This window comes from Acidobacteriota bacterium (genome assembly GCA_020845575.1).
Taxonomy (GTDB): domain Bacteria; phylum Acidobacteriota; class Vicinamibacteria; order Vicinamibacterales; family Vicinamibacteraceae; genus Luteitalea.
In genome coordinates this window covers 84,558-97,385 of sequence record JADLFL010000023.1, presented here as the reverse complement: position 1 = coordinate 97,385, position 12,828 = coordinate 84,558, and the positions used below count along the sequence as shown (strand labels likewise).

Genomic DNA, 12,828 nt, shown 5'->3' with positions numbered 1-12,828 from the left:
CCCCCGTCATGGCCACCATCTTCGATGTTGCCAAGCGTGCCCGTGTGTCGACAGCCACGGTGTCCGCCGTACTGAACAAGACCGCGTACGTCAGTCCACCGCTCCAGGCGCGCGTCAACGCCGCCATCCAGGATCTGGGCTATCAACCCAACCTCGTCGCCAGGAGCCTCGCCCGGCAGCGAACGCAGACGCTGGGCATGATCGCGCTCAACATCGCCAACCCGTTCTGGCCGGCCGTCATCCGTGGCGTCGAGGACGCCGCGCGACACCGGCGCTACGAGCTGCTGCTCGCCAACAGCGATGATGACCCGGAGAAGGAGGCGGAGCACCTGCGCCTGTTCCTTGCCAAGCGCGTCGACGGCATTCTCCTCACCAAGGCGCGCGGCAAGCTGCCGCCCGACATCGTCGAGCGGCTCAAGACCACGGGTATCCCGATCGTGCAGCTCATGCGCTTCGGGACCGGCCTTCGCTCCGACGTGGTCACCGTCGACGAAGAGGACGGCTCCTACGAAGCCGTGGCGCACCTCGTGCGGCTCGGATATCGCCGCATCGGCATGCTCAACGGACCTGACGTGAGCACGTCGCGTCGCCGGTTCGAGGGCTACAAGATGGCGCTCGCCGACGGCAACCTGCCGTTCGATCCCGACCTGGTCGTGTCCGGGGACTTCCGCGTGGAAGACGGATACTCCACCGGCATCACGCTCCTCAAGCGCAAGCCCGATGCCGTCTTCGTCGCCAACTACATCAGCGCCGTCGGCTTCATGGGCGCGCTCCGGCAGTATCAGCTCCGCTGTCCGGAAGACATCGGCATCGTCACGTGCGACGACCACCCGTGGCTCGACGCCTTCGCACCGCGGCTCACCACCATCAACCTGCCGAAGTACGAACTGGGGCAGTCTGCCGCGGAACTCCTCATCGACGCGCTCGAGCCGAAGGACGGCGAGAAGAAGCGACGGGGCTACAAGACCGTCGTCCTGAGGACGTCACTCCTCATCAGGGACTCGTGCGGATATCCGTTGCGCGCCGGTCGCTACGTCAGGGGTGACAGTGCCCCGGTGGAGCCGGCGTCCGGGTAGAACACAGGACTGAAAAGTCCAAAGGAAAAAGGGTAACGGACAAGGGCAGCGACAAAGGAGAAAGGGTCAAGGGGACAAGGCGGAAGTCTGAAGGCAGAAGGCAACCGGTCGCTTCGCGCCTTTGCCTCGTGCATTTCACTTTGCCCTCGAGGCTTCCTCCTTTTTCGCTGCCCTTGTCCGTTACCCTTCTTACGCTTTGGACTTCATGTCGATCACAAACCTGTATCTGACGTCGCTGGCGAGCATGCGTTCGTAGGCGTCGTTGATGTCCTGCATGCGGATCAGCTCGATGTCGCACGTGATGTCGTGCGCGGCGCAGAAGTCGAGCATCTCCTGCGTTTCTGGCAGGCCGCCGATGAGGGAGCCGGCGATCGCGCGCCGGCCGAACACGAGGTTCATCACGCTCGGCGAGGGGTGTGCGTGCTCGGGGACGCCGACGAGGACCATGGTGCCGTCGCGCTTCAGCAGGCTGACGAACGGATCGAGCGGGTGCGACGCGGCGACCGTGTTCAGGATCAGGTCGAAGCTCGCTGCGTGCTGCTGCATCGCCTCGGCATCGCGCGAGAGCACGACCTCGTCGGCCCCGAGCCGCCGGCCATCGTCCACCTTGCTCGGAGACGTGGTGAAGAGCACCGTGTGCGCACCGAGCGCATGCGCGAACTTCACGCCCATGTGCCCGAGTCCACCCAGGCCGACGATGCCGACCTTCTTGCCCGGACCCGCTCCCCAGTGCTTCAGCGGCGAGTACGTGGTGATGCCCGCGCACAGCAGCGGCGCGGCGGCCGCCTTGTCCAGCGAGTCGGCCACCTTCAGCACGAAGCGCTCGCTGACGACGATGCTCGTCGAGTAGCCGCCGTGCGTCATCTGCCCCGGCAGGTGGGCGTCGGGCGAGCCGTAGGTCATGACCATGCCGCCCGCGTTGCAGTACTGCTCCAGGCCTTCGCGGCAACTCGCGCACGTGCGGCACGAATCGACGAGGCATCCCACGGCCGCCGTGTCACCCACGACGAACTTCGTCACGGCACTCCCGACCGCCGAGACGCGCCCGAGGATCTCATGCCCCGGCACGAGCGGGTACGTCGACATCCCCCACTCGTTGCGCGCGAAGTGGAGATCGGAGTGGCACACCCCGCAATACAGAATCTCGATCTCGACATCGTCCGGCAGCGGATCGCGTCGAGTGATCGTCATGGGACCGAGCGGCGACGAGCTGTCGACCGCACCATAGGCGGAGGCGAGGGGCATGGGGGACAAAGTGTAAAGCAGAAAAAGGGTAATGGGTAAAGACAGCGAAAAAGGAGAAAGCTTCAAGAGGAAAGCGAAATGCCCGAGGCGAAAGCGCGAAGCGACCGCCCGGCTTTCCCCTTCGGACTCTTGCCTTGCGCTTTTGTTGCTTCCCTCCTTTTCTCTGTCTTTACCCCTTACCCTTTCTCTCTCTTTCTCCCTTTTCTCCTACGTCAGCCTCCACCCTGTCCTGTACTGTGGCCGTTTGATGAAGCGTTCGGCGTCGCGCACGTTGGTGATACGCATGGCCTTGTGGTCCCACTCGATTTTCCGGCCCACGCGGTAGGCGACGTTGCCGAGGTGATTGGCTTCGGTGAGCAGGCCCGAGTACGCGAAGTCGCAGGTGGTGGGGCCGCCGGTCTTGCAGGCGTTGATCCATTCGGCGTGGTGGCCGAGCGACTTGGGGATGGACTGGGCGGGCGGCGTGTAGCCGGCGAACTTCTCTTCCGGGAGCACGACGAACTTCGAGTAGTCGGCGAGGATCATGCCCTTGTCGCCGATGAAGAGCACGCCGCTGTCCCATTTCGGGATGCCGCCGTCGGTCCAGATCTGCGGCTTCGACGTGCCCTGGTGCCACGTGAGCGAAAGCGCGGGCTGATCGCCGTCGGCGAGATAGGTGTACGTGGCAGACATCGACGCGGGAGCGATCTCCGCGTTGACCGGCGGGCCCGAGGCTTCGACGGCTGACGGCCACTTCAACTTCAGCGCCCAGAACGGCAGGTCGATCCAGTGGCTGCCGAGATCGCTCATCGTGCCGTTGCCGAAGTCCCACCAGCGGTACCACTTCGGTCCCGGCACGTAGACGTTGTTGAAGGGGCGTGCCGGTGCGGGGCCGAGCCACAGATCCCAGTCCAGCGTCGGCGGCACCGGGTCCACGGTCTGCGGACGTTCCTGCACGAACACGATGTCCTTGGCCGCCGTGGCCTCGGCTTCGCTCGCGTGCCAGCCCCACGCGCGGCCAACCCACACATGACACTCGCTGACCTTGCCGACCACGCCGCCCTGCACGTGTTCGACCACGCGGCGGTAGTTGTCGCCCGCGTGGATCTGCGTGCCCATCTGCGTGCGGACGCCGGCCTTTGCCGCCGCCTCGCGGATCACGCGCGCTTCGTGCACGTTGTAGGTGAGCGGCTTCTCGCAGTACACGTGCTTGTTCAACTGCAGCGCGGGCAGCGTGGCGAACGCGTGCGTGTGTTCGGCCGTGCTCACGACTACCGCATCGAACTCACCCGCGTGATCGAACACCTTGCGGAAGTCCTGGAAGCGGCGTGCCTGCGGGAACATGGCCGCCGCGCGATCGACGTTCCTGGTGTCGACGTCGCAGATGGCGACGATCTGTTCACCCGACACACCCTTCAGGTTCGACCCGCCGCGTCCACCCACGCCGATGACCGCCAGGCGCAGCTTGTCGGGCTGAATCGCGGTGCGCCGCACCGCCGCGCTCATCGAGGTGCCGAAGCCGCCGGTCAGCACTGCCGCCGCAGCGCCAGCCGTCGAGAGAAAGGATCGCCGGGAGGGACGAGATCGATTGGACATGAAGGAGAACTCCGCGAAAGAGGGGATGGAAAGCGCCTAATGATACTCGCGCCTGGCGCGGACCTCGACGCCGGGGCGCGATACCTTCACGTCGATCCGTCGCGTGCGACGCTCGGCGCCTTCAGCGTCCGGCTGGACGTAGACGAGGCGGTAGTACTGCCGGCTGTCCTGGATGATGCGCGGGATGTCCTTCTGCAGGTCGTTCCTGTCGACGGTGAGGAGGCCGCCCGTCTGGTACGCCATCTGGCCGAGACTGCCGAATCGGCGTGCGGCCATCGCGTCGGCAAGCTCCTGCGCCAGCGAGGTGGGCAGTCCGGATCGCGAGGTCGCGAATGCCGCCCGTGCATCTGTCACGGGTTCGCGACTCACGGGGACCGGCTGATCGGCCATGAGTCCACGTGGGTCGACGGCGTAGACGGCCACGTTCGCGGTGGACGCGTATCGGAGCACGGCCCTGTATGCCTGGCGCACGGCCACATCCTGTCGATCGCGCGGATCGTTCGGAAGTACCGAGTGGCCTTCGCTGACCAGAACAACGGTGCGGCGCTCGTTTGGTCCCTGCCGCTGGAGCACCGCCGCCACTCGGCGCAGCACCTCGAACGTCACGTGCGCGTGGAACTCCGTCTCCGCCGCTTCCCTGAATCGCGTCAACTCGCCGTGGACACGCCCGACGAGCGCGCGGGACTCCTCGCGATCCGTGGACAACTGGTGCACGAACTCTTTCGAGCCCGTGTTCACGACGGCGAGCCGATCGTGCGGCCCGAGGCTGTCGATGAACGTCCGCGCGAAGTCGCGCGTCGCCCTGGTCTGTGGCGGTGAGATGTGCCGATCGTCGAGGACGAGCACGAAGTCACGGCGCTGCTCCGGACCCTCCACGGTGGTCAGGTCGACGAACTCGAACGCCACAAGCGGCTGCCGCCGCCCGTCCTCGTACACCTCGACCTCGTCGATCATCAGCCCGCGCACCGGCTCGCCGTCACGCGTGACGATCGCAGACACCTCGATCAGTGTCGTGCCGGTCCGAAACGTCGGCTCGACCTGTCCGTGCGCGGCGCCAGCCCAGAACAACAGCGCGCCAGCCGCCACCGCAGCGCACCTCACGAAGAGCGCAACTCTCATCGAGACGATCCTGTCGCCGCACCATAGTCGCTCTGGTCCCTTTTTCCCTCACCCCGGCACGTAGTGGCGGCGGGCGCGGACGGTGAGGCCTTTGCCTTTGACGCGGACGTCGATGGTTCTCATGGGCGAGCCTGGTTGCACCGAGGCGGGCTGGGCGTATGCGAGGCGATAGTGCTGGCGACTGTCGCGAATCATCGCCTTCAGGTCGACGTCGAGGCGATTGCGTTCGACGACGAGCGTGCCGCCGGTGCTGTCGCTGACCTGCCACAGAAGGCCGCGACGGCTGATGGCCGTGGCCGCGACATAGGTGCTGCCGACGACCGAGGCCAGGTCGGCGACAGACTGGCTGGTCGGGCCGCCAATCGTTGGCTGGCGCACCTCCAGACCACGGACGTCCACGGAGTAGATCGCGACATCGGCAGCCGCCGCGGCAGCGAGCATCTCGCGGTATGCATCGAGCGTGGCGTGATAGTCCTCGTCACCGGCAATGCCAGGGACGACGGTTGCGCCGAGCGCGCGGCCTTCGGTCAGGATCAGCACGGTTCGCCGGTTCGGACGGGTCTCCGCGGCGAGGCCGCGCGCGACGTTGCGCACGATCTTCAAGAGCACGCGACTGCGGTAGTTCGCCGATACCGGCTCGGGGCCAAGCTGTCCGCGAATCCGCTCGACAACGGCTCGTGCCGCTGCGCGATCCGTGGCGAGATCCTGGACCACGTCGAATCGGCTAGTGTTGATGATCGCGAGTCTGTCGAGCGGCCCCAGTTCATCGATGAGGCGCTTCGACAGGTCGATCGTGGCCTTGGTGAGCGAAGCGGAGATGCTCGTGTCGTCGAGCACGAGCACGAAGTCCCGCCATCGACGATTGTCGGGTCCGTTATCGGCGCCGCCGCTGTCCGTCCCGGCATCGTTCTGACTGACGTACTCGAAGGACACGATCGGCTGGGGCTCGCCGTTGTCGCGTACCTCGAAATCTTCAGATAGATAGCTCTACAGTTGCGTTGCGCGGCGAGAGGCGTCCTGTTCGGAGACTTGTTCGTTGCGGGCGCGACAGGAGGCACGGCTGCATTTGTAGCGGGTCCCGTAGGGCCCTCGTCGCTTTCGACCTTGACGCCTTCTCCTTCTTTCGGAAGAGGCTATGCGAGGTTGCGCTGGGCGCGCTGACAGATGCGGCGGGTGGGGTCGGCCGGTGCGACTGTGCTCCGACCATGGAGCAGGCCCACCCGCGCTCCGTGTCCGCGCCGTGCGAACGACATTGCGCGATGCCCGCCTCGCCCACCTCGTCCAGCAACACGGCACCGATGCGAGTCATGCGTTTGAGAATGCCCCGCTCGCAGGCGGAATCGATGGCCCCGAGCGCCGGTACCGGCAGGTCGGGGAACACGGCTCGTGCCAGGGTCGCCTGATTGACCGCCAGGCACTCGGCCAGCGTGGCACTCTGCATCTCGCCGCGCGACAAGGCGTGACGCACCTCTGCGTGGATGTCGGCGGCGCGGGTCGCGCCTTTGCGGGCTGCCATGGTGTGTTCCCTCCGAAATTGCCAGGGCTGTTCGCGAACACTGACCGCCGGATGAATCCGGCGGCTACACCGAAAGGAGTATCTTCATCCTGTCCTGAGACTCGATCGCTGCAGCCGCGGCGGAATGCGTCGAGCGATGTCGCGCCACATGGCGGGGTCGCCCGAGATCAGCGCGTCGACCTCCGTTGCGGTGAGGTCCCAGCCCTGCCGCTGCAACATCGTCAGCGTGTCGGCGGGATCACGGACGAACGCCGTCCGCAGATCTTCGTCCGTGAGCAGCCGCCCCAGCAGACATTCGACGTTGCGTTGACTCATTGCGCGAGCCTCCCTTCCGTGTGCGCGGCCGGGCTCGGAGAGCCGGCCCTACCTCCGAGCTTTTGTGCCTTTGTGCCTCTAAGCCTTTAAGCCCTGAGCCTTTAAGCCCTGAGCCGTGAGCCCTAAGCCGCCACTATCCTTCCCATCCTCCGCCCAGCGCGCGGTAGACGGCGACGTACGACGTGAGTTCGCCGAGCTGGGCCTGCACGAGTGCGAGCTGCGCCGCGAAGAGGCGCGTCTCGCTGTCGAGCACTTCCAGGTAGCTCGTCACGCCGCCGCGATAGCGCAGGTCGGCGAGTCGCCGCGCGTCTGTCGCGGCGGTGACGAGGTCTTCCTGCGCCGCGCGCACCTCGCGCGTGCGCTGGTAGGCCACGAGCGCGTCGGACACCTCCCTGAACGACTGCAGCACGGTGCTCTGCCACGCGAGCGTCGCTTCCTGCGCCTGCGCCTCGGCCAGCGCGACACGCGATCGGTTGCGGCCCGAGTCGAAGATCGGCTGCGCGAGGTTGCCGGCGACGGCCCACGTGCCCGACGAGAGCAGGCGCCCGAGCGACGTGCTCGCCACGCCGCCCGATGCCGTCAGGCCGATCTGCGGGAACTTCAGCGCCTCGGCCACGCCGATGCGTGCGGTTGCTGCGGCAAGGCGCAATTCCGCCTGACGGACGTCGGGCCGCCGCTCCAGCAGCGACGAGGGAAGTCCCGCGGGGACGTCGGGTTCATGAGTCTGATCGATGAGTGCCGCACCGCGCGCGATGGGACCGGGCGCGCGCCCGAGCAGGAGGCTCAGCGCATGCTCCACCTGCGCGATGCGCCGCTGCACGTCGGCGATCTGCGCACGCGAACCCGCGACGAGCTGTTCGGCCTGTCGCACGTCGACCAGTGGCGCCACGCCGCCGCGCTCGCGCGTCTGCGTGATGCGCAGCGATTCCTCGCGCACGGCGAGCGTGCGCGTCGACGTCTCCAGCTCGAGATCGAGCGCGCGCAGCACGTAGTACTGCGACGCCACCTCGCTCACGAGGCTCATGACGATGGCGCGCTGGCCCCACTCACTGGCTTCGAGCTCGGCGCGCGCGGCTTCGCTGGCGCGTCGATACCGGCCCCAGAAATCGAGCTCCCACGCCATGCCGGCGTTGGCCTGGACGATGCCGATGGTGGGGACCGACTGGCCGGCGAAGATCGTGCCGTGCTGGCCGGATGTGGTGACCTGCCCCGTGATGGTCGGACGCTGATCGGCGCTCGTGATGCCGAGTTGCGCGGCCGACTGCAGCACGCGCGTGGCGGCGATCCGCACGCCGTAGTTGCCCGCGAGCGCTTCGGTGATCAACGCGCGCAGCGTCTCGTCGGTGAAGACGGTCGACCACGCCTCTTCGCCGAGCGAGCGCGTCGTGTCCACTGCGGTGTCGACGCCACGAAACGTGTCTGGCGTCGTCACAGGTGGACGCGCGTAGTCCGGACCCAACGTGCATCCACCCACGACCATCGTCGTGAGCAGCAACGCGATGACCGACAACGAACGCCGTGGTGTGAGCAGACCTGACGCTCGGTCCCCGGCTGTCCGGTGCCCGATGCCCGGTGCCCGGTGCCCGCTCTGATACAGAGATGACGTGATCACGACGAGAACTCCGATGGCGTGTGCACGACGGGCGCGCCGCTGAGGCGCTCGGCCAGTCGCTCGAACAGCACGAACAAGAGAGGGATGAGGAAGATCGCGATGAGCGTCGCGGCGAGCATGCCCGTGATCACCACGGTGCCGAGGATGCGGCGCGCGGCGGCGCCGGAACCCTGCGCGGCCCACAGCGGAGCACAACCCAGAATGAACGCGAACGACGTCATCAGGATCGGCCGCAGGCGTGTACGCGCGCCTTCGAGCGCGGCCTCGACGAGCGGCCTGCCTTCCTCCAGCCGATACTTGGCGAACTCCACGATGAGGATCGCGTTCTTGGCCGCGAGACCGATCAGCATGACGACGCCGATCTGTCCGTAGACGTCGAGATCGAGTCCGCGCATCAACAGGCCTACGAACGCACCGAAGACGGCGATGGGCACGGTGAGCAGCACGGAGAACGGCAACGACCAGCTCTCGTACAGCGCCGCGAGAATCAGGAACACGAAGACGAGCGACAGCGCGAACGTCGTCTGCGTGGAGCCTGCCGCGCGTTTCTCCTGGAAGGAGAGGTCGGCCCAGTCGTAGCTGAACGTCGGCGACAGCGTGGCGCGCGCCACCTCTTCGAGCGCGGTCATCGCTTGTCCGGAGCTGTAGCCGGGTGCCGCGGCGCCGTTCACCTGCACGGCGCGATAGACGTTGAAGCGATTGGTGAACTGCGGCCCGAACGTCGGCGAGAGCGTTTGCACCGCCGACAGCGGCACCATGCCGCCCGAGTCGTTGCGTACGTAGAACTGGCCGATTTGATCCGGGCTCGAGCGCGTGTCGCCTTCGGCCTGGAGGAAGACGCGCCACTGACGTCCGAACGCGTTGAACTGGTTGATGTACAGCCCACCCAGATACGCCTGCATCGTCTGGTAGACGTCGCCGAGTGCGAGTCCCTGTCGCAGCGCCTTCTCGCGATCGACGTTGGCGTACACCTGCGGCACGTTGGCGCTGAACGGCGACGTGACGCCCGCCAGTTCGGGACGCGCACGCGCGGCGGTCAGGAACTGCTGCAGTTCGCGATTGACGTCCTCGACCGACGCGCCGCCGCGATCCTGCAGCCAGAGCGAGAAGCCGCCCTGGGATCCAAGCCCTGGAATCGCGGGCGGCATGATGGCGAACGCCACCGCTTCAGGCGCCGTCGTGCGCAGGGCGCCGTTCAGGCGATTGACGATCGATCGCGCGTCCTGTCCCGGTCCCTCGCGTTCGCTCCATGGCGCGAGCTGCACGAAATAGAACGCGTTGTTGGGCGCCGTCACGCGCGTGATCAGGCTGAAGCCGACGATGGTGTTGAAGTTGCGGACGCCCTCGGTGCGCGCCAGCAGATCGTCGACCTTGCGCGTGACGGCGTCGGTACGATCGAGCGATGCCGCGGGTGGCAACTGGATGTTGAGCAGGAAGTAACCGTAGTCCTCTTCGGGAAGGAAGCTCGTGGGGAGCCTGCGTCCGAGGCCGGCCGTCATCGCGAAGAAGGCCAGGAGTACGGCGAGACCGATGAGGGGCTTGCGGATCAGGCCGTGGCTCAGCGACACGTAGCCGCGCGTCATGCGTTCGAGCCAGCGGTTGATCGCGCCGAAGATCCGGCCGAGCCATCCGCGCGACTCGCGGCGCGGGCGCAGCAGCATCGCCGAGAGCGCGGGCGACAGTGTCAGCGCGTTGAAGGCCGAGATCAGCACAGAGACGGCGATCGTGATCGCGAACTGCTGGTTCAGGCGTCCCTGGATGCCGCCCATCAGGCCGATGGGCACGAACACCGACGCGAGGATCAGCGCGATGCCGATGACGGGGCCGGAGACTTCCTTCATCGCCTTGACCGTGGCCTCGCGAGGACTCATGCCGTGCTCGATGTGCTGTTCCACCGCCTCCACCACGACGATCGCGTCGTCCACGACGAGGCCGATGGCGAGCACGAGCCCGAAGAGCGACAGCGTGTTGACCGAGAAGCCGAGCAGGGGAAAGACCGCGAACGTGCCGATGAGCGACACGGGCACGGCAAGCATCGGGATCAGCGTGGCGCGCCAGTTCTGGAGGAACAGGAACACGACGAGGATGACGAGGATCATCGCCTCGACGAGCGTCTTGGTGATCTCCTTGATGCCTTCCGAGACGGGCGCGGTGGTGTCGAGCGTGTAGCGGTAGTCGACGCCTTCCGGAAATCGTTCGCGCAGGACGGTCATCACCTCGCGCACGCCGGCGGCGACGTCGAGCGCGTTCGAGCCCGGCGCCTGGAACACCGCGACGCCGACGCCCGGCTGACCGTTGGACCTGCCGATCTGCTGGTAGTTGAGCGCGCCGAGCTCGACGCGCGCCACGTCGCGCAGGTGGACGAGCGACCCGTCGGCGTTGGTGCGCAGCACGATCGCGCCGAACTCCTCGGCCGCCTGAAGCCGGCCTCGTGCCCTGACCGTGTACGTGAACTCCTGGTCCGCCGGACCCGGACGTCCGCCCACCTGCCCCGCGGGGTTCACCGAGCTCTGTTGCTGCACGGCGCGCGCAACCTCCGGGATCGTCAGTGCCATCGACGCGAGGCGATCCGGCTGGAGCCAGATGCGCATTGCGTACTCGCCCGCGCCGAACACGCGCACGTCGCCCACGCCGCTCACGCGGTACAGCGCGTCGATGATGTTGATGTTGGCGTAGTTGGCCAGGTACAGCGCGTCGTGCTCGTTCGACGGCGAGTACAGCGACACCATCATCATCGGCAGGCCCGTCGACTTGCGCATGGTGAAGCCGAACTGCGTCACTTCCGTCGGCAGGTTCGGCTGCGCCTGCGACACGCGGTTCTGCACGTTGACCTGATCGATGTTCGGATCGGTCTCGATGTCGAACGTGACGGTGAGCTGCATCGACCCGTCGTTGCCGTTGGTCGACTGCATGTACAGCATGTCGTCCACGCCGTTCATCTGCTGTTCGAGCGGCGTGGCCACCGACTGCTCGATGGTTTCGGCGTCGGCGCCGGTGTACGTGCCGGTGACGATGATCTGCGGCGGCACGATGTCGGGGAACTGCGCGACGGGAAGCGATCGCACCGAGACGATGCCGGCGATGACCGTCACGATCGCGATGACGATCGCCACGATCGGCCGGCGGATGAAGAACTCCGCCATGATCAGCGCCCCCCCGTCGTCGCGGCCGAAGGGGCCGCACCTGGCGCTGCCGCTGCTGCCGTCGCTCGGGGCTCGACATAGGGCGTCGTCTTCACCACCGTGCCTGCGGCGAGTTGCCCGGCATCGACGATGACGCGGTCGCCTGCGGCGAGTCCGCGCTCGACGAGCCAGCGCGAACCCACGCGCGCACCCATCTGCACGTGGCGGACTTCCACCTTCCCGTCTGCGGCAACGATGCGCACCTGCGTGCCGCTCTGCACCTCGGTGACCGCGCGCTGCGGGACGAGTAACGCATCGGTGACCGTTCGTGCGTCGACGCGCACGCGACCGTACTGGCCGGGACGCAGGACACCGCGGGGATTCGGGAACGTCGCGCTCAGGCGCAGCGTGCCCGTGCGCGCGTCGATCTGTCGATCGGCGGCGAGGAAGCGGCCGCGCTGCGGATACGTCACGCCGTCGGCGAGCGTGAGCTGGACGCCGGAGCCCGTGCTCCAGAGCCGCGACGCCGCCGTCGAGTTGATGGCGTCGGCGAGTTCCAGGTACTCGCGTTCGCTGAGCGAGAAGTACGCGCGAATCGGATCGACCTGCGACACGGTGGTGAGCAGCGTCTGCGGACCGACGAGATCGCCGATCTGCGCGTTCGCGATCGCGGCCACGCCGTCGACGAGCGAACGCACGCGCGTGAACTCGACGTTCAGGCGGGCCGCGTCGACGGCGGCTTCGGCGGCCTTGACGGCGGCCTGTCCGGCGAGCTGGGCCTGGATGTCGTTGTCGAGCTGGCTCTGCGCGATGGCGCGCTCCTGCGCGAGCGGCGTGTTGCGCGCCACGTCGCGATCCGCGCGTCCCAGTTGCGCGCGTGCCTCCGCGAGCCGCGCCTCCGCCTGTGCGAACGCCACGGTGAACGTCCGCGCGTCGATCTCGAACAGCACGGCGCCCTTCTTCACGGGCGCACCTTCGGTGTACAGCCGGCGCACGAGATAGCCGCTCACCTGCGGTCGAATCTGCGCGTTGACGTGGCCGTCGAGCGTCGCGACCCACTCGCGTTCCACGGCCACGGTTTCGGGTTGTACCTCGACGACGGGAACCGTTGGCGGTGGGGGCGCCTGTGGCGGAGGCGGCGCTTCCGAGCGCGCGCAGGCGACAGGCAGGGCAAGGGCCAGCAGGAGGCCGGGCAGGAGAGAACGCACGATCATGTTCACTTATGAAGCAATTCTCCAGCCAGAGGCC

10 protein-coding genes are annotated in these 12,828 nt (G+C 67.1%); 1 reads left to right on the top strand and 9 read right to left on the bottom strand.

The window, feature by feature from the left end; genetic code table 11:
- Window positions 1-8 precede the first annotated feature (8 nt).
- Window positions 9-1,076 carry a LacI family DNA-binding transcriptional regulator gene (locus IT182_06940; protein MCC6163069.1) on the top strand — a complete coding sequence of 356 codons (1,068 nt, stop codon included), beginning with the start codon at window positions 9-11 and terminating at the stop codon, window positions 1,074-1,076.
- A gap of 189 nt (window positions 1,077-1,265) precedes the next feature.
- On the opposite strand, the gene IT182_06935 is transcribed toward IT182_06940, so the two are convergent.
- The 9 genes from IT182_06935 to IT182_06895 form a co-directional block, all read right to left on the bottom strand.
- Window positions 1,266-2,321: an NAD(P)-dependent alcohol dehydrogenase gene (locus IT182_06935; protein MCC6163068.1), complete on the bottom strand. Its 1,056-nt coding sequence runs from the start codon at window positions 2,319-2,321 to the stop codon at window positions 1,266-1,268.
- A gap of 207 nt (window positions 2,322-2,528) precedes the next feature.
- The gene (locus IT182_06930) at window positions 2,529-3,896 is read right to left on the bottom strand and encodes a Gfo/Idh/MocA family oxidoreductase (protein ID MCC6163067.1); all 1,368 of its coding nucleotides are present in this window, start codon (window positions 3,894-3,896) and stop codon (window positions 2,529-2,531) included.
- 36 nt (window positions 3,897-3,932) lie between these two features.
- On the bottom strand, window positions 3,933-5,015 hold the full coding sequence (locus tag IT182_06925) for a VWA domain-containing protein (protein ID MCC6163066.1): 1,083 nt from the start codon (window positions 5,013-5,015) through the stop codon (window positions 3,933-3,935).
- 48 nt (window positions 5,016-5,063) lie between these two features.
- Complete coding sequence (locus IT182_06920) at window positions 5,064-5,951, bottom strand: VWA domain-containing protein (protein MCC6163065.1); 888 nt, start codon at window positions 5,949-5,951, stop codon at window positions 5,064-5,066.
- Window positions 5,952-5,988: 37 nt separating this feature from the next.
- A complete protein-coding gene (locus tag IT182_06915) occupies window positions 5,989-6,531 on the bottom strand; it encodes a hypothetical protein (protein MCC6163064.1) in 543 nt (180 codons plus the stop codon).
- Window positions 6,532-6,615: 84 nt separating this feature from the next.
- The gene (locus tag IT182_06910) at window positions 6,616-6,846 is read right to left on the bottom strand and encodes a hypothetical protein (GenBank protein MCC6163063.1); all 231 of its coding nucleotides are present in this window, start codon (window positions 6,844-6,846) and stop codon (window positions 6,616-6,618) included.
- A gap of 133 nt (window positions 6,847-6,979) precedes the next feature.
- Complete coding sequence (locus tag IT182_06905; GenBank protein MCC6163062.1) at window positions 6,980-8,326, bottom strand: efflux transporter outer membrane subunit; 1,347 nt, start codon at window positions 8,324-8,326, stop codon at window positions 6,980-6,982.
- A gap of 128 nt (window positions 8,327-8,454) precedes the next feature.
- Window positions 8,455-11,601, bottom strand: coding sequence for a multidrug efflux RND transporter permease subunit (locus tag IT182_06900; protein ID MCC6163061.1), 3,147 nt, complete (start codon window positions 11,599-11,601; stop codon window positions 8,455-8,457).
- A 2-nt stretch (window positions 11,602-11,603) separates the two neighbouring features.
- Window positions 11,604-12,794, bottom strand: a complete 1,191-nt coding sequence (locus IT182_06895; protein MCC6163060.1) for an efflux RND transporter periplasmic adaptor subunit — start codon at window positions 12,792-12,794, stop codon at window positions 11,604-11,606.
- Window positions 12,795-12,828 lie beyond the last annotated feature (34 nt).

What these genes read in the sequence shown, in the direction of transcription:
- IT182_06925 (MCC6163066.1), bottom strand. Translation starts at nt 5,015, where the DNA reads ATGAGAGTTGCGCTCTTCGTGAGGTGCGCTGCGGTGGCGGCTGGCGCG.
- IT182_06935 (MCC6163068.1), bottom strand. Translation starts at nt 2,321, where the DNA reads ATGCCCCTCGCCTCCGCCTATGGTGCGGTCGACAGCTCGTCGCCGCTC.
- IT182_06905 (MCC6163062.1), bottom strand. Translation starts at nt 8,326, where the DNA reads ATGGTCGTGGGTGGATGCACGTTGGGTCCGGACTACGCGCGTCCACCT.
- IT182_06900 (MCC6163061.1), bottom strand. Translation starts at nt 11,601, where the DNA reads ATGGCGGAGTTCTTCATCCGCCGGCCGATCGTGGCGATCGTCATCGCG.
- IT182_06940 (MCC6163069.1), top strand. Translation starts at nt 9, where the DNA reads ATGGCCACCATCTTCGATGTTGCCAAGCGTGCCCGTGTGTCGACAGCC.
- IT182_06895 (MCC6163060.1), bottom strand. Translation starts at nt 12,794, where the DNA reads ATGATCGTGCGTTCTCTCCTGCCCGGCCTCCTGCTGGCCCTTGCCCTG.
- IT182_06930 (MCC6163067.1), bottom strand. Translation starts at nt 3,896, where the DNA reads ATGTCCAATCGATCTCGTCCCTCCCGGCGATCCTTTCTCTCGACGGCT.
- IT182_06915 (MCC6163064.1), bottom strand. Translation starts at nt 6,531, where the DNA reads ATGGCAGCCCGCAAAGGCGCGACCCGCGCCGCCGACATCCACGCAGAG.
- IT182_06910 (MCC6163063.1), bottom strand. Translation starts at nt 6,846, where the DNA reads ATGAGTCAACGCAACGTCGAATGTCTGCTGGGGCGGCTGCTCACGGAC.